21 protein-coding genes are annotated in these 23207 nt (G+C 45.0%); 14 read left to right on the forward strand and 7 right to left on the reverse strand.

What is annotated here, in order from left to right; genetic code table 11:
- Positions 1-3 precede the first annotated feature (3 nt).
- Together KI659_RS15035 and KI659_RS15040 are read left to right on the forward strand one after the other, a co-directional pair.
- Positions 4-1443 (forward strand): RagB/SusD family nutrient uptake outer membrane protein, encoded by a 1440-nt coding sequence (locus KI659_RS15035; protein ID WP_213946193.1) that lies wholly within the window; start codon positions 4-6, stop codon positions 1441-1443.
- 84 nt (positions 1444-1527) lie between these two features.
- A complete protein-coding gene (locus tag KI659_RS15040) occupies positions 1528-2001 on the forward strand; it encodes a cupin domain-containing protein (protein ID WP_213946194.1) in 474 nt (157 codons plus the stop codon).
- 103 nt (positions 2002-2104) lie between these two features.
- On the opposite strand, the gene KI659_RS15045 is transcribed toward KI659_RS15040, so the two are convergent.
- The 4 genes from KI659_RS15045 to KI659_RS15060 form a co-directional block, all read right to left on the reverse strand.
- Positions 2105-4516 (reverse strand): TonB-dependent receptor, encoded by a 2412-nt coding sequence (locus KI659_RS15045; protein WP_213946195.1) that lies wholly within the window; start codon positions 4514-4516, stop codon positions 2105-2107.
- Between the two features lie 160 nt (positions 4517-4676).
- A complete protein-coding gene (locus KI659_RS15050; protein ID WP_213946196.1) occupies positions 4677-6029 on the reverse strand; it encodes a hypothetical protein in 1353 nt (450 codons plus the stop codon).
- Positions 6030-6166: 137 nt separating this feature from the next.
- Complete coding sequence (locus KI659_RS15055; protein ID WP_213946197.1) at positions 6167-6775, reverse strand: hypothetical protein; 609 nt, start codon at positions 6773-6775, stop codon at positions 6167-6169.
- A gap of 97 nt (positions 6776-6872) precedes the next feature.
- On the reverse strand, positions 6873-7475 hold the full coding sequence (locus KI659_RS15060; protein ID WP_213946198.1) for a hypothetical protein: 603 nt from the start codon (positions 7473-7475) through the stop codon (positions 6873-6875).
- 324 nt (positions 7476-7799) lie between these two features.
- Here KI659_RS15060 and KI659_RS15065 point away from each other — a divergent pair, with 324 nt between their 5' ends.
- A complete protein-coding gene (locus tag KI659_RS15065) occupies positions 7800-8702 on the forward strand; it encodes a TIGR01777 family oxidoreductase (RefSeq protein WP_213946199.1) in 903 nt (300 codons plus the stop codon).
- 5 nt (positions 8703-8707) lie between these two features.
- Here the strand turns inward: KI659_RS15065 and KI659_RS18775 are convergent, their stop codons facing one another.
- On the reverse strand, positions 8708-8917 hold the full coding sequence (locus KI659_RS18775; RefSeq protein WP_213946200.1) for a PLDc N-terminal domain-containing protein: 210 nt from the start codon (positions 8915-8917) through the stop codon (positions 8708-8710).
- The gene (locus KI659_RS15075; RefSeq protein WP_213946201.1) at positions 8917-9129 is read right to left on the reverse strand and encodes a PLDc N-terminal domain-containing protein; all 213 of its coding nucleotides are present in this window, start codon (positions 9127-9129) and stop codon (positions 8917-8919) included. The genes KI659_RS18775 and KI659_RS15075 overlap by 1 nt, the downstream gene beginning before the upstream one ends.
- Before the next feature lie 166 nt (positions 9130-9295).
- On the opposite strand from KI659_RS15075, the gene KI659_RS15080 reads away from it, so the two are divergent.
- From KI659_RS15080 to KI659_RS15090, 3 genes are all read left to right on the forward strand, one after another.
- Complete coding sequence (locus KI659_RS15080; RefSeq protein ID WP_213946202.1) at positions 9296-11854, forward strand: M14 family metallopeptidase; 2559 nt, start codon at positions 9296-9298, stop codon at positions 11852-11854.
- Positions 11855-12016: 162 nt separating this feature from the next.
- Positions 12017-12520: a hypothetical protein gene (locus tag KI659_RS15085; protein WP_213946203.1), complete on the forward strand. Its 504-nt coding sequence runs from the start codon at positions 12017-12019 to the stop codon at positions 12518-12520.
- A gap of 6 nt (positions 12521-12526) precedes the next feature.
- Positions 12527-13906 carry a methyltransferase RsmF C-terminal domain-like protein gene (locus KI659_RS15090; protein WP_213946204.1) on the forward strand — a complete coding sequence of 460 codons (1380 nt, stop codon included), beginning with the start codon at positions 12527-12529 and terminating at the stop codon, positions 13904-13906.
- Positions 13907-14036: 130 nt separating this feature from the next.
- Here the strand turns inward: KI659_RS15090 and hflX are convergent, their stop codons facing one another.
- Positions 14037-15302: a GTPase HflX gene (gene hflX, locus KI659_RS15095; protein ID WP_213946205.1), complete on the reverse strand. Its 1266-nt coding sequence runs from the start codon at positions 15300-15302 to the stop codon at positions 14037-14039.
- Between the two features lie 154 nt (positions 15303-15456).
- Between hflX and rfbC the strand changes: the two genes are divergently transcribed.
- From rfbC to KI659_RS15135, 8 genes are all read left to right on the forward strand, one after another.
- Positions 15457-16008, forward strand: coding sequence for a dTDP-4-dehydrorhamnose 3,5-epimerase (gene rfbC / locus KI659_RS15100; protein ID WP_213946206.1), 552 nt, complete (start codon positions 15457-15459; stop codon positions 16006-16008).
- On the forward strand, positions 16008-16757 hold the full coding sequence (locus KI659_RS15105; RefSeq protein WP_213946207.1) for a tyrosine-protein phosphatase: 750 nt from the start codon (positions 16008-16010) through the stop codon (positions 16755-16757). Before rfbC ends, KI659_RS15105 begins: the two co-directional genes overlap by 1 nt.
- Positions 16754-17728: an NAD-dependent epimerase/dehydratase family protein gene (locus tag KI659_RS15110; RefSeq protein WP_213946208.1), complete on the forward strand. Its 975-nt coding sequence runs from the start codon at positions 16754-16756 to the stop codon at positions 17726-17728. Before KI659_RS15105 ends, KI659_RS15110 begins: the two co-directional genes overlap by 4 nt.
- Positions 17729-17833: 105 nt before the next feature.
- On the forward strand, positions 17834-19249 hold the full coding sequence (locus KI659_RS15115; protein WP_213946209.1) for a tetratricopeptide repeat protein: 1416 nt from the start codon (positions 17834-17836) through the stop codon (positions 19247-19249).
- Positions 19250-19283: 34 nt separating this feature from the next.
- On the forward strand, positions 19284-20045 hold the full coding sequence (locus KI659_RS15120) for a phosphosulfolactate synthase (RefSeq protein ID WP_213946210.1): 762 nt from the start codon (positions 19284-19286) through the stop codon (positions 20043-20045).
- Between the two features lie 60 nt (positions 20046-20105).
- Complete coding sequence (locus tag KI659_RS15125; protein WP_213946211.1) at positions 20106-21038, forward strand: DUF368 domain-containing protein; 933 nt, start codon at positions 20106-20108, stop codon at positions 21036-21038.
- Positions 21035-21781, forward strand: coding sequence for a shikimate dehydrogenase family protein (locus tag KI659_RS15130; protein ID WP_213946212.1), 747 nt, complete (start codon positions 21035-21037; stop codon positions 21779-21781). Before KI659_RS15125 ends, KI659_RS15130 begins: the two co-directional genes overlap by 4 nt.
- An 18-nt stretch (positions 21782-21799) precedes the next feature.
- Positions 21800-23050, forward strand: a complete 1251-nt coding sequence (locus KI659_RS15135) for a pyridoxal-dependent decarboxylase (RefSeq protein ID WP_213946213.1) — start codon at positions 21800-21802, stop codon at positions 23048-23050.
- Positions 23051-23207 lie beyond the last annotated feature (157 nt).

The raw sequence follows: 23207 nt of genomic DNA on the forward strand, positions 1-23207 counted from the left end.
AAGATGAAAAATATAATTCAAGTTTTATTTGTAGGCGGCCTTCTGTTCGCATCCTCATGCAACGAGGACCTGCTGAGCCCAATTCCTCCCACAACTTTCTCCGAAGCAGTAGTTTTTGACACTCCGGAGAGGATTCAGCAGACCCTAAACGGTCTATATTCCACCATGATCAACGGTCAGTTTTACGGTGGCAGGTATCAGGTTTACAATGATATCAGGGCCGAGGAATTTTCCAACCGTACGACTAACGGTGTAACAGGTCTTGCTACTTGGCAGCATACCGTGGTTTCTACCACCAATGAAGTGGAAAACCTGTGGTCGATAGCCTATCTAACCATCAATAGAGCCAACATCTTTATAGATGGGGTATCTAAATCCACAGTTTTAGAAGCTGAAACTGCCCAAAACTACATTGCCCAAGCCAGGTTTATAAGAGGTTTGTCCTATTTCGCCTTGCTTCAGCTATATGCGCAGCCATTCACAGCAAATAATGGTGCAAGTCCAGGTTTGCCATTGAGATTGACGCCGGAGCTGGATAATGCAAACAATGATATGCCTAGATCTACAGTGGCGGAAGTTTATGCCCAGATTTTGGCGGACCTGAACTTTGCTGAAACAAACCTTGCATTGAATAATGGTTCCCCATACAACAACACCACCAGAGCACACCGCAACACGGCTATTGCTTTGAAAACAAGGGTGTATATGGCTATGGGGCAATATGGAAACGTGATCCTTGAGGCCAATAAAATTGTGTCGGCTACTGCGCCATTTACTGCGGCAAGCGGTGTGGGCCATGCCCTACAGGAAGAGATCCTGGATGTGTTTAGCCCGCCATATACTACCACGGAAAGCATCCTATCCGCTCCATTTACCGAATTGGCCTTGCCAGGCACCCAAAATGGATTGGGAAGCTACTACAATCCTGGACCAAGGGGTATTGGGGATTATTCCTTGAACATGACCGGTGGCATCTTCACCAACCCGGCATTCAACGCAGCCAATGATGCTCGTTCGGCTTGGATGTTTGCTAATGCTAATGGATTCACTTACTTGAATAAATTTCCACGTGGTCCACAACATTTGGATTTCGCCCCGATCATCCGCTACTCCGAAGTTCTGTTGAACTTGGCAGAGGCGTTAGTAAGAGATGGAGGCGATCAGTCTAGAGCGCTTGCCCTGCTAAATGCAGTCCGCACCCGCTCCAACGAGAATGGTGCCTACACCGGTATCAGTGGTCAGGCTTTGATCGATGCCATCCTATCGGAAAGAAGAATTGAATTTATCGGAGAAGGTCTAAGATCCTTTGATTTACTCAGAACAGGCCAGGATATCCCTGCAAAAGAAAATGTCGGCGCTGTTGCCAGAGGCAGCTCAAATTACATTTGGCCTATGTCAGCCAATGAGTTGCTCTTCAACAAAGCCATGACACCAAATAATTGATTAAGGTTTATTAACGATGTAGAGGCCGCTCTCCTGTGGAGGCGGCTTCTTCGTTTTTAAATGGGTTTTGTTATTTTTAGGGTTATGAATGAAAGAATAATAGAATTGATCAAGAGCCTAAACCTCCAGCCCCATCCTGAAGGGGGATTTTATGCGGAAACTTACCGGAGTGGGGAGGAGATGGAAAGCGCCAATGGCAAAAGAAATCTGGCCACCTCTATATTTTTCCTCCTTACAGCCGAAAATGTGTCCAAGTTTCATAAAATCAAAAGCGATGAGATGTGGTTTTTTCACGAGGGAAACCCACTGACGGTACACCTGATGCATGATGGGGAATATTCCCAGTTGCACCTTGGACCTGTGGATGATGAAGGTTTTAAACCTTATCAGATGGTGCCCGCTGGCACTATTTTCGGTTCAACCGTGGAGGAGGGGTATGCCTTGGTTTCCTGTGTAGTGGTCCCTGGGTTTGATTTTGAGGATTTTAAGCTCTATACTTATGACGAATTGATCCAATCCTACCCAGAATACGGGGAGGTGATTAAAAAGCTGACCTAAGGCTGTCTCATTTAAACGGAAAGAGACGTCTTGCCTTAAATAGTTAATTTATGCGTCAACTTTTCCTAATTGCCTTTTTCTTGCTTAGGTTATTGTTTGCCCTTTAGAACTCCACAATTATCCCTATCGTAGGCAATATGGTGCCAGCTGGGTTGGCTACCGACCTCAGTACATACTGATCCGGGTTTTCAGGGTTGATCACCAAGGCCCCAGTGGCATCCCTTTCAGGAACAAGGATATCAGGTTGTTCAGCGCGGAAGTTGTAAGCGTTTTGAATGTCCACGTACCAGTTGAGGTTCCATTTGTCAAAGAAATATTTCTTGTCGATTCTTAGATCAAGTTGGTGAAAACTGCTCAATCTGAAAGCATTGATCTGGTTGAAATTCAGCAAGCCTACGCCTCTTACGTCCCAGTTTGATCGCAATGCAGACGCCTCAAGGTCAAAAGGCGTGAATGGGGTGCCTCCCAAGAATCTCCAGCGGGCTCCTAATTCCCAATCATTTTTCAGGCGCTTTCCCCCTGTCAGGGACACAATGTAGCGGTTGTCCCAAGCAGATGGCAGGAAGCCTTCTGTGTTGGGGTTTGTAAACTCGCTTCTCACCAAGGTGAGGGCTGCAATTCCATAAAAACCGTTGAATAGCCTTTGCTGGGCCAAAAGCTCCAAGCCGTAAGCTCTTCCTTCCGCATCAGAATTGACCGGCTCATTTCCGATCACCCCAAAGTCTGCTCCCAGGTTGGCTAAAGCGATGCCGTTTCTGATTGAGGTGGGGTAGTTTTGGTAAAATTTATAAAAGGCCTCTGCGGTAAATCTCCTGTTTTTGTCGGGGACTTGCCACTCCAATCCTGTGATGGCATGGGTGGCTCTGATGAACCTAACGTCATTCTGCTGATTTACCAGCTCGCCTTCGTTGTTTCGAAAGCCCAAAATCGTGTAAGGTGGTTTTTGGTAGTATATCCCCGCATTGGCCGTCCAGAAGAAATTTGGCTTTAGCTGATAAGAGATGGAAGCTCTCGGGCTGATCTGGTTTAACGGATTTTGGGCCGTTGCACCAAAATCACTTCCGTCCATTCTCACCCCCCCGCTAATCAGAAGACGATCGTTCAGGTAATTTTTCGAGCCTTGGATAAATGCTCCATAGCTGTTGAAAAACGAAGTGGCATTGATATTTATAACCTGCTGCTGCTGGGAAAGGCTTGCTCGGTCAAAGTTTCGGATGAAATAGCGGCTGAATTCATAATTAAGTCCATATTTCAAAGTGCTGCCTTTGCCAAAAATGCTGTTTTCCACCCTAAACTTATTTTCGCTTTCCTGGGAAAGATAATCCGTCAATAGGTTTTCAGGGCGGCTTTCGTCGTTATTCGCATACTTGAAAGCCCGGTTGTTAAGCATATTTCGGCTCAGGATAAAAGTCCAATAGCCGTTATCCCTATACCTGCGCAGCTTTGCCCCGGTGGCGTAATTCCACTGACTCTGAATGGGGAGGTTGTCTAATAGGTACAACCTGTTTTCCCTTTCTTCATCTGTTTCATCCGAGGGCACATCAAAATTCAGCCTGAAATTGTCAATGGCACCCAAACCTATCAAAGTAAGCTCGGTTTTGTCGTCAAACTTGGTTTTGGTTTTGACCAAAAAATCATTGAAGGTGGGCAAAAACGGCAAGCCTAGCAAGCGGAAAAGTCCCTGCAAATAAGACCTTCTGATGGAAACGTTGTAAGTGGTTTTTTCTGTCAAGGGTCCCTCGTTGGACAGTGTCAACTCACTTGCTCCTACGGTAAGTTGGGTAAACATCTTGTCCCTTCGGCCTTCTTTCAGCTCAAATTCAAAAAAGGAACTCAACGCGTTCATCCGGTCAGCCGGGAAGCCGCCGCTGATCACATCCACATTCTTAATCAGGTTTACATTTAGTATGCCCACAGGCCCACCGCTTGATCCCTGTGTGGCAAAATGGTTGATGACCGGGACTTCAATTTCGTCTACAAAGAACTTGTTTTCATTGGGTGCCCCGCCCCTAATAATGATGTCATTTCTGAAGCTAGCCGTACTGGCCACACCTGGCAAGGCCTGGATCACCCGGCTAATGTCCCTGTTCCCGCCCGGATAGCGTTCTATTTCATTGGTGTTGAGTCGCCGAGCTGAAATCGGAGTGTCGTCTGATCGTGTGAATTCCGAGCTTACAACCACTTCATCTAAATCCGAGGCATCTTCGGTCAGCTCAAAATCCAGTTGAAGTGCCCTAGCCCGCGTAACCTGGACCTCAAAGATGGTTTTGGAGCGGAAGCCCACAAAAGAAGCCCTTACATTATAAAGCCCCGGTTCAATATTTTGGATCAAGTACCGCCCCTCCTCATCCGTGACGGTGCCCTGATCGGTGCCCAGTACGATAACATTGGCAAATGGTACCGGTTGGTTGTTGGCAGGATTATAAACTCTACCCTTTATTTCGCCACCTTGGGCAAAAATAAAAAGTGGCATCATCCAGAGGATGGAGAAAAGCAGAAGTGTATTTCTAAACATGCTATAAAACAGAATGAGCTGACGATTTCATCAGCTCATTGATAATGTTTTTTGAAGGAAAAATGTTTAATAATATTTAAAAATCAATAAACAAATCTCGTATCCCCTTGAATGTGAGAGAAATTGATTAAAGAAAATCTGAGACTGGAATTGGAGAAATCTAGAAAATAAATCCAAACCCAAACTCTATCCTGTTTCCTTCCTGCAATGCTTCAGGATTGTCGGTGATGTTGTTTCTAAACTGGTAATTACCTTTTAAAACAATGTTTTCCTTTGGGTTGAAATTTGCCCCTACTGTCCATATTCTCAAATTACTGGGAGTAAACCCGATTTGTTCTCCCGGGTTAGGAGTTAAATTAGTTGGGAAAATCGGGTTAATCCCCCTGGCCAAATCCTGGTTAAAGCGTCTGTGGGTATTCAGTCTTTCAAACCTGACAAATATGGGAAGCTTGAATTCCCCGGTGTTGTGCAAAAATCCTTCACTTGGTAATTTTCTTTTACCAAAATGGGGGAGGATGTTGTATCCTAGTTCAAAAAGGTATCCATACGTGCTGGTCCCCATTACTTGTGGGATGCCCTCGCTTTGACGTGTAAGCTCAAATATCTCCTCAGTCTGGCCAAGACTGCCAGTAGAACCCACCGATACAAATCTCCAATTGCCCCAGTCGTATTTAACAAATCCAGTCAATATTCTAACCGGAGCATCGATATTTCTTTCGACTCCATTTGCCATTACAGTATGGTCTTTACCCGAATTGCCAATAAAACCGGAGGCGCTCATTTCCAAATCAGGGATGCCTGTGTAGGTGATTTGGGGAGTAAAAGATAAGCGTCGGGGAATGTTGAAGGTGATTTCCCTGCCCTGACGGATCCATGTGCCACTCAGATACTGGGAGGCATTTAAGCCTTGGGATACCCCCAACGCATAACTCCAGTCTGCACCCAAGGAGCCATAAAACATGGCACCCAATTCAATCCATGTGGTAGGGTTGATCAGCCGTTCCACTTCTGAACGGTTGACCGAGTAAAACATCACAGGCTCATCATTATTGTTGACATAGCCAATGGGCAGGGGCAAAAAACCAAATCTCACATTGAGATAATCCTGCCACAGGTAATCTACAAATGCCTCAAAAACAAATTCCGTGTGGGATTCGTTGGTGCCATCATGGAGGTATTCAATTTGAATTTCTGAATTCCAGATTAAATTGTCTCGCAGCCTATATCCAAAAAAAGTGGCGAACCTATACAAGTTGGTGTAATATAACTCAAGGTCTCCAGCTTGGGTGTCCTTTGGACCCTGGTAATTGACGAAAGAAGCCTCGCCAAAACCGGAAATACTATATCTTTTGTCTGAGAAGTATATTTTGGAGGCGGCCAGAGCCAGGCCAGGCGCCTGTTTGTATTTCAGTCTTTCTACTGCCCCTCTGTCTTCAGGTATGGTATCCCTTTCTTGGGCTATAAGGGGTGAGTGGAGGGTGATTAATAAAAGAGTAAAAATTAAATATTTCATCAAAGCTAGTTAAATGTAGAAATCATCTCGCGATTAGCTACTTGGGCCAAGCGCTGAAATTCGGATCGCAAATTTACCTGTTTTTTGATAAAAAGAAGACAGTCCGCAGCTCCTGAATGGTTGCGGACTGCATGATCTTAGTTTCTAGGTCTTTGCTGTTGATTTTGCTGGTTAGCTGGAGCGTCCCGGTTTTCTGTTAGGTTATCCAATTCGCTTTTCAACTCATCAAGCTCATCCTTCATGTGCTTCTGATCCTCCTCGATGCGATCGTGGTCACTTTCCAATAGATCTCTCTGGTTGTTCCACTCATCATCACTCATGGTGGTCAGATCTTCACGGTTGAAAAAGGAATTATGCTTATCAATAATCGCCTTATGCTCCGTTTTCATGGCATCATGCTTCTGATACATCTCGTTTCTTCTGGACATCAGCTGCTCCATGGTGTTAGGGTCGGAGACCACCTGGTCTTGCTGATTCTGTTGAGTTGTGCCTTGACGAGCGGCAGTTCCTTGCTGACCTTGTGTAGCTGTGCCTTGGGCTTGGGTTTCACGGCCGGTGTACCACTGATCTATTTCAGCTCTTTTTTCAGTAATTTCCCTGTCCCGCTCCTGGTAATCCTCGATCCATTCTGCATGGCTTTCTCTTTTATCGTTGATTTCATCAGTCCTGTTGTCTCCCTCACAGGAGGCCAAAGCAAATACGGATGCAGCTAAACTAGTGGCAAACAATTGTGATTTTGTAAACATACGTTTATATAGTTTAAGTGAAAAATTGAAATCTTGAAGTGAAAAAAAGCTGTGTATTATCATATACACAGCTTCTTGTATTAGACTTTTAGGCTAATTAGTTACGTGGTTGTTGTTGAGTTTGAGTGTTGGTTCTTGTATCTCTCGTACCGGCATCATCTCTATCTCTAGTGTCGGTTACGTTATCTACTTCGTCTTTCAAAGTACCAATCTCATCCTTCATTCTGTCTTGATCATTTTCCATTCTGTCCTGATCGCTTCTGATTAGGTCTTTCTGGTTATCCCACTCGTCATCGCTCATGGTAGTCAAGTCATTTCTGTTCATGAAAGACTTATGCTTGTCCATTAGAGCTTTGTGCTCCTCTTTCATGGCTTGATGCTTCTGGTTCATCTCATCTCTTCTGGACATTAGCTGCTGATAAGTGTTGGCATCAGTCACTACTTCTCTGTCATCGTCACGGTTGGTGTCAGTTCCGATCCCAGCATCGTTAGCTCTGTCTCTGTTATCGTTGTACCAAGCATCGATTTCTCTTCTCTTTTCTTCGATGTCCCTATCTTTTTCCTGATAATCTTGCTCCCAGTCTCTGTAGTCGTCACGGAAGTTTTCTACTTGATCGTGCCTGTTGTCAGCATCACAAGCCACCATAGCAAATAGGGAAGCGGCAACTCCAAAGGTGAATAATTTTCTTTTTGTGTACATAGTGTTAGTTATTTAAGTGAACTATTTGGTTAAATGCTTCAACATTTGTGCCTGTAAGAAGTTTTACACAGATGTCAAAAAAAACTTTTTTTATTCATTTTCCAGATTGATCCTCCGGTTCAAAACTTCATTGGGAAATATATCAAAAGCTTTGCCATTGTGCATTAACGGAATAAAAATTTTCACTTATAAGATTTAAATTCAATTTAGATTAATAAATCTAGGTAAAATAGTAAAAAACAAGCAAGGATTAAATACCAGTATTAAGCTTTTGCTAATCCTTGCATTTTTTCCTATGTTTAACTATCACCTAAACTTGGCTATATGAAAAAGATTTTGATTACCGGAGGTTCCGGTCTTGTCGGCAAAAAAATCACCGAACAACTGGAAAGGGAAGATTATGAAGTCGCCTGGCTGAGCCGCAGTCCGAAGGAAGGCCGAAAAACCTTCATCTGGGATGTGGAGAAACAGGAAATAGACCCCTACGCCATGCGCTGGGCTGACGCCATTATACACCTCGCCGGGGCCGGGGTAGCCGATAAGCGCTGGACTGAAAAACGGAAACGGGAAATCCTCGACAGCCGGGTTGAGTCCACCCGTTTGCTGTTTGAAGCTGCCCGCACCGAGGAAGAAAAACCAAAGGTAATCGTATCGGCAAGTGCTGTGGGGTATTATGGGATGGACACGGGTGACACCTTGTTAAATGAGGAAGACAAGCCTGGAGATGATTTTTTGGCAGAAGTGGTTAAAAAGTGGGAAAAGGAGGTGAAGCATTTTGAATCCCTACACATACGCACCGTGATGTTGAGAATTGGAATCGTTTTGGCCAGTGAAGGTGGGGCGCTTTCCGAAATCTTGAGGCCACCCGTGGCTGCCCCGCTTGGAACGGGAGAACAGTTTATGAGCTGGATCCACTTGAGCGATCTTGCCCGGATGTTCCGCCATGCTTTATTCAATGATTCCGTCCATGGGGTTTACAACGCCGTTGGGCCAAAGCCTGTAACCAACCGGGAGTTGACAGAAAAAGCTGCCAAAGCCAAAGGCAAGCCATTTGTAAATGTAGGTGTGCCCAAAGCGGTGCTGAGAGTGGTGCTGGGGGAGATGGCACAAATGGTGCTGGGCGGTAACAAAGTGTCAAGCCTCAAGATACAATCGGCCGGCTACAAATTCAGGTACAATGATATCGGTGATGCCTTGGGCCAGCTATTTTATCAATATAAGGAATAAGTTTGCTAAACTTTCTGCTTTGGGGAAAGCAGCCAATATAGAATTGGCCCGAAGACCTGTGCCAGGAGAATTATCAGAATCCAGATAATTTTCATGGTAGGGTCGCGGAAATTTGAGCGTACCGCGTCCACAAGTGTCATTATCCAGAATACAAGATACAACACCCCAAGTATGCCCCATAAAAACGGAAAACCATCCGGTCCGATTCTAAACATTAGTTTTCAGATATTTTGTTTTCTTTGCTCAACACCCAATACAAAATAGGTCCCACCACCTGAAAGATCACGATGATGACAATCCAAACCACTCGCGATATCTCATCTCTATAATTTGCCCGGGCAGCATGCACGATGGTGATTATCCAAAATAGCACATACAGAATTCCAAGAACCACTACTGCAGACAAGGAGTGAAAAAATGTTTCCATTTCAAAGCAGTTAAAAGTTAGTAATCAAGTATTATAGCCATCCAAAATAAAATTCTTCTTTCAAGGATTATAATTTAGCAGCTTGAAGTCCCGTTCCTATTTATTAAATCGAAAGGATTATAATATTAGGAAAATTACGGGAATAAAAAAACCTAAAAATTTTATAATGAGAAAAATTTTCAGTCTATTGTTCTGCCTAGTGTTTGTTCAAGCAAATGCACAGGTGGATTTGGATTATTATTTACAAGGAAATTTCACTTACAAAGAAGAGATCCCCACGCCCAAGGATGTTTTGGGCTTTCAGGTGGGAGACTGGCATGTGAGCCACGACCAAGTGGTGATGTACATGAAAGCTGTCGCTGATGCTTCAGAAAGAGTTCAACTCGAAGAATACGCTAGATCGTATGAGCAGCGCCCGCTGTTGGTCCTGACGATTACCCATCCGGATAACTTTTCCCGCATCCCCGATATCAAAGCCGACCGAAAGCGTCTTCGTGACTCTAGGCAATCGGGCAATGTGGATATAGATAACATGCCGATTGTGATGTGGATGGGCTATTCTGTCCACGGAAATGAGCCAAGTGGGGTCAACGCCTCCTTATTGGCTTTGTATCACTTTGCCGCGGCTCAGGAAATTGAGGAAGACCTCAAGGATATGATCATCCTGCTTGACCCGGCTATTAACCCGGATGGTATTAACAGGTTTGCTTCTTGGGTCAATTCCCACAAAAGTTACAACATGAACGGCGACCCCAATTCCAGGGAGTTTGATGAAGCTTGGCCGAGAGGGAGAACGAATCATTATTGGTTTGACCTTAACCGTGACTGGATGCCGGTTCAGCACCCTGAATCCAGAGGGAGAATCGAAAAAATCCAGGATTGGAAGCCAAATATCGTATTGGATTTCCACGAGATGGGCACCAACAGCACTTATTTCTTTCAGCCGGGAATACCTAGTAGAAACCACCCGCTTACACCAAAAAGGAATTTTGAACTGACCGAAAAAATCGCCCAGTATCATGCCAAACATTTGGATAAAATCGGCTCGCTTTATTATACCCAGGAAAGTTTTGACGATTTTTATTACGGCAAGGGTTCTACTTACCCAGATGTACAAGGGGCAGTAGGGATTTTATTTGAGCAGGCTTCCTCTAGAGGCCACCTGCAGGAGAGCGTTTTTGGACCTCTATCCTTCCCGTTCACTATCCGCAACCAGTTTACCACCTCGCTTTCCTCTTTTGAGGCGGCCAAGGAAATGCGCCAGGAGATGAATACCTATATGAGGGACTTCTACAAAGATGCAGCGAGTGAATTTGGCAATGACCCGAACAAAGCCATCATTTTTGGCGATTTGGATGATAAGTCCCGGTCCCACCACCTTGCCGACATGATTTTGCATCATGAAATTGATCTTTATAAACTAAAGCAGGATATTACTGTAAACGGAAAAGAATTTCAAGCCGAAAAAGCTTTTGTGGTACCGTTGAACCAGCCTCAGTACAAGCTGATCAAGGGGATGTTTGAGGAGAGGACTGAATTTGAGGACAGCTTGTTCTACGATGTTTCCGCCTGGACCCTGCCCATGGCCTTCAACCTGGATTACATGAAATTGAACAGCAGGATTATGAATCTCGCTGAAGTGGAGGAAGTGACTAAAGCGGATTTTGAGATGCCTAAAGGTGAGGTGATTGGAGATTCTGGGGCATATGCTTATGCTTTTGAGTGGAGTGAATATTATGCGCCAAAAGCAGCTTATAAATTAATGGAGAAAGGCTACATGCTTCGCGTGAGTCATACTGAGTTTAATGTTGAAGAGGGGAAATCCTTCAGAAGGGGGACTATCTTGGTCAGCCAAGGCCATGGGGCAGAAGCTGATCCCAATATGCACCAGACGATTCAGAAAATAGCCGAGGAAACTGGCGTGGATTTTTACGCCATTGGTTCTGGGTATACCCAAGGAGCTAACTTAGGTTCCCCAAGCATTGATGTGTTAGAAAAACCTTCCATTGCACTGTTGGTTGATGGCGGAGTGTACAGCAACGAGGCCGGTGAGATCTGGCACTTACTCGACCAGCGTTTTGAAATGCCGATCACGCTGCTGCCGATGAAAAACTTTAACCGTACTGACCTTAACCGCTACAATGTAATTGTAATGGCCAACGGAAACTACAGTAGCTTGGGAAAAAACGGCGCGGAAAAACTTAAGGACTGGGCTTCGGCTGGCAATACCGTGATCGCCAGAGGGAATGCTTTGACTTGGTTAAACCAGCAGGATGTGGCAAAATTTTCCTTCAAGGATGAAAAAGAAGAGAAGCCGGCGGAGCAACTCAGTTATGCAGATATGAGAAACACCACGGGAGCTCAAGTTACAGGTGGAGCTATTTTCAATGTAAAATTGGACACTACCCACCCGGTAAACTATGGTTACTACAAGCCTGAAATGTACACCTTCAGAAGCAGTAACCAATTCATGGAGCTTTCTGACAACCCATATGCAAACCCGGTTGTCTACACGGATGAGCCTTTAGCTTCTGGATATGTTTTTCCTGCCAACTTGGAAAAAATGAAGAACACTGGTGGGGTAAGGGTAGCCTCCGTGGGAAGGGGCCGTGTGGTCGGATTTGTTGATAATCCAAACTTCAGAGCATTCTGGTTTGGAACCAACAAACTGTTTATGAACTCGATTTTCTTCGGGCAGACCATCAGCCCGCAGTCAGCCCGATAATTCTAGCACTATTTTGGATAAAAGAGCATTGGAGCGAAAGTTTCAATGCTCTTTTCTTTCAACCGGAGTGGAGGCTAATTATTCTTTCAAAAGCCGGATTGATGGAGGTTCTTTTTCATTTTTGTAATAAAAGGTTTAATTTGCATCGAATTTGTCCGTAAAATGATCCAGAAATTATTCCCCTTAGATAAAAATTACATTCTGCGTCAGGCCCAAACGAGTTTGGAGCCCCAGCTGCTTGATGTGATGGTAAAGGAGCTGAAGGCTTCCTATACCCGACTTTTTAATCCATTAGGATTGATGGACAATACTTACCGCCAGATTATGGAAACGGCGGAATTTCCAAAAGACCGCATTCAGGTGATTTACAACCAGCTTGCCGGTATTTACCGCTACAAGTTTGGAGACAACCAGCTTGAATTGTTGTTCGATGGCCGTTCCCATTTGGAGAAATATCAGGACGACTGGGCTGCTCAATTTGTCATGTGGATGAAAGAACTTGGCCAGCATGAATCCTATGTGAAGACCATGTTGAGGATGACATTGCTATTCGATACGGAAAGCAGGGCTGAATTCTCTGAAAACCGCTGCAAGAGCTTCATCAACGAATATTTTGCCCTAAAGATCGTCAAGAGAAAAGGCGAACTAAAGTTAAAATCAGCCTAATCCATAATGTCAGAAGCCTCCAATAAGCTTCCCTCAGCATTTAAGCGTACCATTCAAGAGCAACTCGGGGCTGAGGAAAGCCAGGAGTTTTTCCAGGCCTTGGAAGGTGATCCCCAAACCTCCATCAGGACCAACCCCTACAAATGGAATGCGGATAATCCCCCCGGTCTGCCAATTCCGTGGGCCACTCATGGATACTTTCTCAAAAGTAGGCCCTCATTTACCCTTGACCCGCTATTCCACGCAGGGGCATATTATGTTCAGGAGTCTTCCTCCATGTTCATTTCCCATATTTTGGAAAGCGTAAACGCCCCCAAAGGCATTTACCTGGATCTCTGTGCCGCACCCGGGGGCAAATCGACCTTGCTTAGCAGCTATTTGGGCAACGACGGCCTGTTGGTAGCCAATGAGGTCATCAAGTCCCGGGCTAACATTCTCAAAGAAAACGTGATCAAGTGGGGCCTGGGCAATACGGTGGTTACCAATAATGACCCTTCCCACTTTGAAGACTTGGAGGGCTTTTTCGATCTTTTGGTGATTGACGCCCCCTGCTCTGGGGAGGGAATGTTTCGCAAGGATGCGCAGGCAAGAAACGAATGGTCTCCTGAGCATGTGGAAATCTGCGCAGCCAGGCAGGAACGCATTCTTAATGCCACAGGTGCGCTGGTGGCAGCAGGCGGTTATCTTCTTTACAGCACCTGTACTTTCAACGAAAAGGAAAACGAGGAAAACCTCCGATACCTCACCGAAGAATTTGCCTTTGAGCCGGTAAGGATTTCTATTCAGCCAGAATGGGGGATAGTGGAAACTGAAGTGGAGGTTGAGGGTCAGACATATTTTGGATATAGATTCTATCCCCACAAAGTGCAGGGGGAAGGCTTTTTTATCACCGTCCTCAGGCGGCCGGATGATGCCTATGTTTTGCCAGTCAAAAAGCAGAAAGATTTCAAACACCCTTTTCTTTCGCGCAGCGGACAAAAGGAGAAAGTCAAGGAGTTATTGGGATTGGAGAATGAATTTGAGTTTTACGAACTCAAAGGAAGCCTTTTTCTAATGGACAGTTGGTATGCCCCACATTTTGAGCAATTGACAAAAAGCCTGAATGTGAAATACTTCGGAGTGGAGTTGGGAAAAGTCAGCGGCGAACAGTTTCTGCCTACCCATGAATTTGCCCTTAGCCTAATTGAGAAGAAAGGTTTTTCAAAATTGGAGCTGACTAGGGAGCAAGCCCTCAGCTATCTGCGCAAGGAGGATTTTGAGCTGCCTACTTCGGAAGAAGGCTGGCATCTGGTTACATTTGAAACACTCCCGCTGGGCTGGATAAAAAATATCGGGAACCGTGTCAACAATTATTACCCGAAGGACTGGCGAATCCGGATGAAATGATATAAAATTTAATTATTCGCGATAATGCCATTTGCCAATTTCTCTTGATTGGCGGAACGGAAGACCGAAGAAATCTGCGGATTATATTAAATAAAAATGGGAAACCGATTGGCTTCCCGTTTTGTTAATTCTATTCCATGTCCCTGAATTGTGAAAGGTCAATAGTCTCGTCTTCGAGGTAGTTAGGGTAGATTTTTATGTGATGCTTTTTAACTTCATCCACCAAGCTATATCTCAGTTTTTCAATATTTGTACCGTCTTCAGCGGCCATAAATACCGGCGGGATCCCCATTTTCTTAGTGTAACTCTCCTCAAGCTTATCGAAGTCCAAGAAATTGGCTTCCTCGATTTCGTGCTCCGTCATATGAAGAAGTTCTTCCTCGGAAGGCATTTTGGGCACCAAGTCGATTTTATTGAACACCAAAATGGTAGGCTTGTTGGAAACGCCTATCTCAGTCAAGGTTTGGTTTACCACATTGATATGATCCTCAAAGTTGGGATGGGAAATGTCCACCACATGCACCAGAATGTCGGCCTCCCGGATCTCATCCAATGTGGATTTGAAGGATTCGATTAGGTGGGTGGGGAGTTTTCTGATAAAACCTACCGTATCGGAAAGCAAAAATGGAATGTTTTCCAAAACCACCTTTCTTACTGTCGCATCCACCGTAGCGAAAAGTTTATCCTCAGCCAATACATCAGCCTTGGTCATCAGGCGCATCAGGGTGCTTTTACCCACGTTGGTATATCCTACCAAGGCGACCCTAACTATACCTTTCCGTCCTTTACGCTGGGTTTCCCCCTGCTTTTCGATTTTCTTTAGCTTGTCTTTGAGCAGGGTGATCTGGTTTCGGATATCCCTTTTATCTGTTTCGATTTCCTTTTCACCGGCACCACCCCTAGTGGCCGTACCGCCTCGCTGCCTTTCCAAGTGGGTCCACATCCGGGTCAGTCTTGGCAAAAGGTATTGATACCGGGCCAGTTCCACTTGGGTCTTTGCCTGGGCCGTTTGCGCTCTTTTCAGAAAGATATCCAAGATCAAAAGTGAACGGTCGTAAACCTTCACTTTCAGCTCATTTTCCAAGTTTCTCATCTGGGAGGCCGAAAGATCGTCATCAAAGATCACCATGTCCACCTCAAAATGCTTGACGTAGGCCTGGATTTCCTCAAGCTTACCGGAGCCCACAAAAGTGCGTACATCCGGCCTTTCCATTCTTTGGGTAAACCTATAAACGGCACGGGCACCGAGCGTTTCGGTCAGGAAGGCCAGCTCGTCCAGATATTCTTGGGCCTGCTGCTCGCTTTGGTTTTGATGGATCAATCCTACCAATACCGCCGTTTCCTCTACGGGGGCGGTATCATAGAGTTTTTTTAATTTTCGAGAATATTTACTCATTTACTATATTTACAGTCTATTAAATTGGGCTTGTGCCCACATGGTAAGGATAACAATAAAAATACCACTTACATTCCCCTTGGTTGCAAATCTTCGGTAGAATGTTAGCTTTGTGTACATAAAGTTAAGGCTCTTTTTCGCATTTTTGTTCAGCATGGAAATAAAACAAGTCTTCATACAAGGAGTTTATGAAATCTACCCTAGGGCTTTTTCGGATGAGCGGGGGTATTTTTTGGAGGTTTTCCGCGAGGATCTGCTCCGGAAAAATGGAATCGCGGAAATCTGGGTGCAGGAAAACCAGTCTTTTTCCAAGAAAGGCACCATCAGGGGGCTGCATTTCCAGAAAGAGCCTTTCGCCCAGGCCAAGTTGGCCCGGGTGATCGTAGGCAAAGTTTGGGAAGTATGTGTGGATTTGCGAAAAAACTCACCTACTTTTGGCATGCATCATGCGGTTGTCCTGGATGATCAACAGCATAATATGCTTTATTTGCCGGCCGGATTTGCCCACGGCTTTGCTGCTTTGGAAGACACCGTCTTTAGTTACCGCTGCAGCAATCATTACAACAAGGAATCAGAAGGGGGAGTCATTTGGGACGATGCTGATCTGGCAATAGATTGGCAGGTGGAAAACCCTATTCTTTCTGATAAGGATATCTTGTTGCCAAGTTTAAAGGAATTTGTAAAAGATAGTGGAGGAGGACTTTGATGTCATTATTAGACTTATTATTAGGATCGGGAACAAAACAACGTGAAGCGCTTGATTTAAGCTGGTTGGGGGTGGATATGCATTCCCATCTGATCCCAGGAATCGACGATGGTTCCCAGAGTATGGATGAATCGATTACCATGATCGGCCGGCTGGTGAAGCTGGGCATCAAGAAGATCATCACTACTCCCCATATCATGACCGAGTTTTACAAAAACTCTCCAGGTACCATTCTTACCGGTCTGGATGACCTTCGGGCCGCGCTCAAAGCATACGATGTGGATGTGGAGATCGAGGCCGCTGCCGAGTACTATTTGGATGAGATTTTCATGCAAAAAGTGGAGGCCGGGGAAAAGCTCCTAACCATGGGTGGCCAATACGTGCTGGTGGAAACCGGCTTTATGAGCAAGCCTCAGATGCTTTTGGAAAGCTTTTTTGCCCTGGAGCTTCAAGGATACACCCCCATCTTTGCCCATCCAGAGAGATATCTTTACCTTCACAATGACGAAAAGCTCCTCAAATCCCTAATGGATCGTGGTATTCTCTTTCAGGCCAATTTGCTATCCTACACAGGGTATTACGGAAAAGCCGTCAAAAAATTTGCAGAAAGGCTCGTAGATGCCAAGCAGGTGATGCTGCTGGGAACCGATGCCCATAACATCAAGTACCTGGATGCGCTAGAGGACCTCACCATGCATAAATATTATCACAAACTCAGAGCCCTGCCGCTGCTGAACAGCTCCCTATGAAAATATTGATTACAGGCATCACGGGTCTGTTTGGAAGTTACCTAGCCAAGACGTTTCTGCCTTTAGGTGAAATCCATGGATTAAAGCGTGCAGAAAGCAAACTTGATCTACTCGCTGAAATCAATGAACAAATTCATTGGCATGAAGGCGATATCAACGATTACCAGTCGATGGAAGAGGCATTTGAGGGCATGGATGTGGTCATCCATTCTGCCGGGATGGTGTCGTTCCGCAACGGTGACGAGGAGAAGCTTTTGAAAGTCAACGTGGAGGGTACTGCCAATGTGGTCAATGTGATGCTGGGCCAAGGGATCAAAAAGTTGATTCATGTGAGTTCAGTTGCCGCTATTGGGCGCAATCCCGAGAAGTTGCTGATGGACGAGCGGGAAAAATGGGTCACCTCTGACCTAAATACCCCATATGCCATTTCAAAATACCTGGGAGAGCTTGAGGCCTGGCGAGGCGCCCAGGAGGGGCTTGATGTTATAGTGGTAAACCCATCCGTTCTTTTGGGCAAAGTCGATGATAACAGAAGCAGCACGGCCATTTATGAATATGTGCTACAGGAAAAGAAATTCTTTCCTAAGGGAAATGTGAACTATATAGATGTAAGAGATGCGGCTGAGATTACCGCAGAGCTGTTTCAGAAGAACGCCTGGGGAGAAAGGTTTATTCTTAACAAGGAAGGCATTTCTTACGCTGAATTTTTTAAATCCACCGCTGAGGTGTTGGATAGGAAAGCCCCCAAGTGGCCGGTTCCGAGCAGGTTGATAAGGTTTGCCGATTACTTCTTCAAAATTAAAGGCCTGTTCACCCAAAATGCCCCCAGCTTCAGCAAAAAAGCGGTCAGAGCAGCCCAGTTTCCCATAGTTTTTAACAATGTAAAAGTCGGGAAGCTCCTCAACTTTCGATATACGCCCCTAAAGGAGACCTTGGAGTGGGCCCGAAGTGAACGAAAACAACTTGGCTGAGGTTTTGTGATTTGGATTAATAGGCCCAGGTAAAAATTAACCATGGCTTGTTAGGGGGTATCAATTTTATTGGTATCTTAATGACTATATTCTAAATTACTTTCGATGACTGGAGATTTTGATCACAATAGGGATGAGGAAAAAGCGCTTGTGCAGAAATTTGAAGATTCTCTCAAGGCTAACCTAGATCTGTTCTTCGACGAGGAGCAGCTGGAAGACATCATCCGCTATTACTTTGACGCGAGCAAATACAAGAAGGCCTTAAAGGCCAGCGACCTTGCTCTGGAGAAATTTCCGTTTTCAATAGAAATCAAGCTGTTAAAGGCTCAAAGCCTGATCTTCAATGACGAATTGGAGGAGGGCATGGAAATACTCGAACAAATTAACAACATTTCACCCAACAATGAGGAGATCGTGCTCGCCCTGAGCAACGGGTATCTTCTAAGTGGCAGCCCAAAAGAGGCCATCCAATTGCTGGAAAACTTCCTGCCCTTGGCAGATGATAAAGCTGAGGTGTACTATAGCCTGGGGAACTTTTACCGTGCCGATGGGCAGGTGAAAAATGCCATCCAAGCCTACAAAGAGGCCGTAAAGCTTCGGATCAACCATGAGGACGCCCTGTTCCAACTGGCCATGATTACCGAAGAAGAAGGTTCCTTTGACGAAATTCTCGATTTTTATAAAGAGTTTATCGATCAGGATCCCTATAGTGCGGGCGCCTGGTACAATTTGGGCGTGGTGTACAACCGGCTGGGAAGATTTGAAGAGGCCATTCATGCCTATGATTACGCCCTTTTGATAGACGACACTTTTGCCTCTGCCTATTTCAACTTGGGCAATGCCTACATGAACACCAAACAGTTTGATCTGGCGTTGGAGGCTTATCAAAACACCATCAATTGTGAGGGTGCCAATGCGGAAAACTGCTGTTATTTGGCCGCGGCTTATGAAAAGCTCGACCAAATAGACCAGGCATTCAAATATTTTAAAAAATCAGCCAAACTGGATCCGGAATACGACGATGCCTGGTTTGGGTTGGGCATGTGCATGCTCAAAAAGGACAAGTTCTTTGAAGCCATCCATTATTTCAAAAAAGCCATCAATCTTGGTGTTGAAAATGCGAATTACTGGGTAGGTCTTGCAGATGCCGAGTACAATTTAGGTAACCTGCACGCCAGTTCCGAGGCCTACGAGGAGGCTATTAATTTGGAACCGGGCATCATGGAGGCCTATGTAAACCTTTCGATCATTTATTTTGATCAAAACAGGTTTGAGGAAGCTGTGGATGTATTAAAGGAGGGAATTGAGGAGCTGCCTGAGGAAGCCGAGTTATATTATAGGTTAGTAGTTTATTTCATTAAGACGGGTAAATACAAAGAAGCCTTTTCATTTTTGGAAAATGCGTTAACTTTGAATTTTGAACGACATGAGCTCCTGTATGAGTTGATGCCCGAAATTAGGCATCAGACCTCCATTTACAAGATTATTGCTCAATATAAGGACGGGTCGGCAAAAGAATAATAGCCTATTAAACTATTACCTTAAATTTTGTAGAATGAATTATGTCCTAAAAAACATTCCTGTGCGTACTGAAAAGCCTCGTACCACGGGATTTACTATGGCCATGGACAAAGGCCTAAGCTTGCGTGAGGTAAGCGATCTTATCGAGACAGCAGGCGATTTTGTAGATATTGTAAAACTTGGTTGGGCTACCTCATATGTGACCAAGCAACTTGATGAAAAACTAAGGCTGTACAAGCAGGCCAATATTCCCGTTTATTTTGGTGGTACTTTGTTTGAAGCTTTTGTGATCAGAGACCAGTTTGACGATTACCGAAAGGTGTTGGAAAAATATGAGCTTTCATTCGCAGAGGTTTCTGATGGGTCAATTGTTTTGGATCACAAAAAAAAATGTGAGTATATCAAAACCCTGGCCCAAGACGTAACGGTCCTTTCAGAAGTGGGATCCAAGGATGCTGCCAAGATCATTCCTCCTTACAAATGGATTGAGCAGATGCGGAAGGAGTTGGATGCGGGAGCCTGGAAAGTAATCGGTGAAGCACGTGAAGGTGGGAATGTCGGGCTTTTCCGCGACAGCGGGGAAGTAAGACAAGGCCTAGTGGAAGAAATCCTGACCCAGATTCCTGAAGATAAGATCATTTGGGAAGCTCCACAAAAAGCCCAACAGGTTTGGTTTATCAAACTTATAGGTTCCAATGTAAATTTGGGAAATATCGCACCCAATGAGATCATTCCACTGGAAACTATCCGGTTGGGCTTGAGAGGGGACACTTTTGACCATTTTCTGGAAAAATAATTAATCAAAAAAACTAAGCTGTGCAATTCCTGCACAGCTTTTTTAATCCTAGCATCTTTCATGAATTATTTTAAAAAATACCTGCTGACCTATTTGAAAGGTATGGGCATGGGTGGGGCCGATATTGTACCAGGCGTATCTGGGGGGTCGATTGCCCTAATTACCGGAATTTATGAGGAACTGCTCGACAGTATAAAATCCGTGGACGCCACGGCCGCTAAACTCCTATTCAGTTTTGACCTGAAGGCGCTGTGGCGTCATGTGAATGGCCCGTTTTTATTGGCCCTTTTTCTGGGTATTTTCACCAGTATATTCACGCTGAGCAAATTGCTCACGTATTTGATAGACAATCACCCCATTCCGCTCTGGTCTTTCTTCACGGGATTGATTTTGATTTCAGCAATCTGGATTCTAAAGGAAATCAATAGGTGGAGTATTGCGGTGATCATCGCATTGATCTTAGGAATAATCATCGCCTATTTTATTACCTCGTTGCCTCCAATTAGCAGCCCGGATTCAGCGATCTTTACTTTGATAGCAGGTTCTATTGCCATTTGTGCCATGATACTGCCTGGAATCTCCGGAAGTTTCATCCTTTTGATTCTAGGACAATACGAAGCCATACTGGAGGCGGTAAACCAGCGGGACGTTATAAAGCTGGGCTTGTTTGCCGTGGGCTGCGTGATCGGTTTGTTGAGCTTCAGCAGGTTGGTCAGCTGGTTGCTTAAGCACTACCACGCCCTGACTCTGGCGCTTCTTTCCGGCTTTATGCTGGGGTCGATTAACAAAATCTGGCCTTGGAAGTTGGTATTAAGCTACAGGATGAGCAGTTCTGGGGTGGAAAAGCCCTTGGATACCAAAAACATTTGGCCGCAGCAATATTTGGAGCAAACCGGTGACAATCCTGAAGTAGGATTAGCCGTAGTGGCTTTTTTAATTGGGATTTTTATCGTTGTCGGTCTAGAGCAGGCAGCCAAAATGATCAAAAAATGAGGGAATTCGGGTTAATAGGTTATCCTTTGTCACATTCTTTTTCCAAAAAATACTTTCAGGAAAAATTCATCCGAGAGGGAATTGCCGAAACCACCTATGAGCTTTTCGAGCTGGAAAGCCTTTCCGAATTTGCCCCTCTGATCCATTCCCGTCCAAATCTGGAGGGATTAAATGTGACCATCCCTTATAAGGAAAAGGTTATGACCTTTCTGGAGGAGTTAAGCGATGAGGCTTCCGCAATCGGAGCGGTAAATGTGATCCACAAAAAGAATGGTAGGCTTATCGGGCACAATACTGACCATTTAGGTTTCCAGCAATCTTTAGTAAACTGGCTTGGGGTTGAAAGGCCCGCAGCTCTGATTTTGGGTACCGGTGGGGCTTCCAAAGCTGTGGAGTTTGCCTTGAAAAAACTGGGGATGAGTTATAAATTTGTCAGCAGGAATACGGGTAACGATTTGCTCGGATATTCGTATGATGAATTGAACAGGAAGCCCGAAATTTTGGAACAATATAGGTTAATCATAAACACCACCCCTTTGGGTACCCATCCCAATACCGAGGTGATGCCGCCCATCCCCCTGGATGCGGTCACCGCCAAGCACAAGGTGTACGATTTGGTGTATAATCCCGAAAAAACATTCCTAATGAGAAGTGTGGAGGCCCGCGGAGGGCTCTCCAAGAATGGTTTGGAAATGCTGCAACTCCAGGCAGAAGCTGCCTGGAAAATTTGGAACCAATCTTAACCCTTTCATTTTGCTAATATGTTTTGGAAAAAATTATCCCACGAAGAAATAAAAGAACATATCTTCAAAGCCCTGGATGAAAATCTGGATTACCGCGGAGACCACCCGATTTTGGGAATCCCGGGCACCTATCTGGATACCACCGAGTTTTACCCTGATGCACCTTTCTTAAAGGACGCCCCATTCATGTCGGCCATGATCCGCAACCCGAACCACATTGGTTGCCATACACTTTCCGAGGAATCGGTTTTGGAGGTTTTTCAAGGCACCCAAAAAATTGAGCGTGACCTGATCAAACTAGTGGCAGAGGAGATTTTCAACGGCAATCCGGGTGAGCAGGACGGCTACGTAGCCACCGGCGGGACGGAGGCCAATATTGAGGCCATGTGGATTTACAGGAATTATTTTCAAGAGGCCTACGGTGCAAAACTGCATGAAATCGCCTTGGTGTATTCTGAAGACTCCCATTACAGCATGCCAAAGGGCGGCAACCTGCTTAGCCTGCAGAGCATCATCCTCCAAGTGGATGAAAACACCCGCCAGATCACGGATGAATCGCTCAACACCAAGATAGCGGAGGCTAGGAAAAACGGAGTCAAATATTTTATAGTGATTGCCAACCTTTCCACGACCATGTTTGGCTCGGTGGATGATGTGGATAGACTGGGGGATTTTTTCACCAATGAGAATGTGCTCTTCAAAATTCACGTAGATGCCGCATATGGTGGTTTTATTTATCCGTTTACAAATGATCAAAGTAGGTTTTCCTTTCAAAACCCCTACATCAACTCCATCACAGCAGATGGGCACAAAATGCTTCAGACTCCTTACGGTACGGGTCTGTTCCTGATTCGTAAAGGTTTCATGCATTATGTGTGTACCAATGAGGCCCAGTACATCCCTGGAAAAGATTATACCCTCAGCGGCAGTCGCTCGGGGGCCAATGCGGTTTCGATGTGGATGATCCTCAAGATCCATGGTTCTGAGGGGTGGAAATATAAAATGGCCTCGCTTTTAGACAGAACGGAGCGGATCTGCAAAAAACTGGAATATATGGGAGTGGAATATTTCAGGGATCCTTTCCTAAATATCATCACCATGAAAGCCAAATATATATCCCCGAAAATCGCCAATAAATACCATCTGGTGGCCGATAGTTATGAATTTAAGCCTAAATGGTACAAAATCGTCGTGATGCCCCATGTAAGGCAAGGGACTTTGGACTCCTTCCTCATGGATTTGGACGCGGAATTAAAGGCTAAGGCCTAATCAAGGATAGCCTGTTAATTAATTTTGGCAGGCTTTGATTTTTATATGGGTGTGGTTCAGATGGTTAGCCTGTTTGTCGATTTATTTAACCATTTATACACCTCATAAAATGGTATTCGCGCTAATATTTTTCTAAATTATTAGGACTAACAATCTA

Origin of the sequence: Litoribacter ruber (assembly GCF_018449405.1) — a bacterium.
Classification (GTDB): domain Bacteria; phylum Bacteroidota; class Bacteroidia; order Cytophagales; family Cyclobacteriaceae; genus Litoribacter; species Litoribacter ruber.

Excerpts from the sequence above, each read along its gene's own strand:
- KI659_RS15035 (WP_213946193.1), top strand. The coding sequence starts at position 4 with ATGAAAAATATAATTCAAGTTTTATTTGTAGGCGGCCTTCTGTTCGCA.
- KI659_RS15040 (WP_213946194.1), top strand. The coding sequence starts at position 1,528 with ATGAATGAAAGAATAATAGAATTGATCAAGAGCCTAAACCTCCAGCCC.
- KI659_RS15045 (WP_213946195.1), bottom strand. The coding sequence starts at position 4,516 with ATGTTTAGAAATACACTTCTGCTTTTCTCCATCCTCTGGATGATGCCA.
- KI659_RS15050 (WP_213946196.1), bottom strand. The coding sequence starts at position 6,029 with ATGAAATATTTAATTTTTACTCTTTTATTAATCACCCTCCACTCACCC.
- KI659_RS15055 (WP_213946197.1), bottom strand. The coding sequence starts at position 6,775 with ATGTTTACAAAATCACAATTGTTTGCCACTAGTTTAGCTGCATCCGTA.
- KI659_RS15060 (WP_213946198.1), bottom strand. The coding sequence starts at position 7,475 with ATGTACACAAAAAGAAAATTATTCACCTTTGGAGTTGCCGCTTCCCTA.
- KI659_RS15065 (WP_213946199.1), top strand. The coding sequence starts at position 7,800 with ATGAAAAAGATTTTGATTACCGGAGGTTCCGGTCTTGTCGGCAAAAAA.
- KI659_RS18775 (WP_213946200.1), bottom strand. The coding sequence starts at position 8,917 with ATGTTTAGAATCGGACCGGATGGTTTTCCGTTTTTATGGGGCATACTT.
- KI659_RS15075 (WP_213946201.1), bottom strand. The coding sequence starts at position 9,129 with ATGGAAACATTTTTTCACTCCTTGTCTGCAGTAGTGGTTCTTGGAATT.
- KI659_RS15080 (WP_213946202.1), top strand. The coding sequence starts at position 9,296 with ATGAGAAAAATTTTCAGTCTATTGTTCTGCCTAGTGTTTGTTCAAGCA.
- KI659_RS15085 (WP_213946203.1), top strand. The coding sequence starts at position 12,017 with ATGATCCAGAAATTATTCCCCTTAGATAAAAATTACATTCTGCGTCAG.
- KI659_RS15090 (WP_213946204.1), top strand. The coding sequence starts at position 12,527 with ATGTCAGAAGCCTCCAATAAGCTTCCCTCAGCATTTAAGCGTACCATT.
- hflX (WP_213946205.1), bottom strand. The coding sequence starts at position 15,302 with ATGAGTAAATATTCTCGAAAATTAAAAAAACTCTATGATACCGCCCCC.
- rfbC (WP_213946206.1), top strand. The coding sequence starts at position 15,457 with ATGGAAATAAAACAAGTCTTCATACAAGGAGTTTATGAAATCTACCCT.
- KI659_RS15105 (WP_213946207.1), top strand. The coding sequence starts at position 16,008 with ATGTCATTATTAGACTTATTATTAGGATCGGGAACAAAACAACGTGAA.
- KI659_RS15110 (WP_213946208.1), top strand. The coding sequence starts at position 16,754 with ATGAAAATATTGATTACAGGCATCACGGGTCTGTTTGGAAGTTACCTA.
- KI659_RS15115 (WP_213946209.1), top strand. The coding sequence starts at position 17,834 with ATGACTGGAGATTTTGATCACAATAGGGATGAGGAAAAAGCGCTTGTG.
- KI659_RS15120 (WP_213946210.1), top strand. The coding sequence starts at position 19,284 with ATGAATTATGTCCTAAAAAACATTCCTGTGCGTACTGAAAAGCCTCGT.
- KI659_RS15125 (WP_213946211.1), top strand. The coding sequence starts at position 20,106 with ATGAATTATTTTAAAAAATACCTGCTGACCTATTTGAAAGGTATGGGC.
- KI659_RS15130 (WP_213946212.1), top strand. The coding sequence starts at position 21,035 with ATGAGGGAATTCGGGTTAATAGGTTATCCTTTGTCACATTCTTTTTCC.
- KI659_RS15135 (WP_213946213.1), top strand. The coding sequence starts at position 21,800 with ATGTTTTGGAAAAAATTATCCCACGAAGAAATAAAAGAACATATCTTC.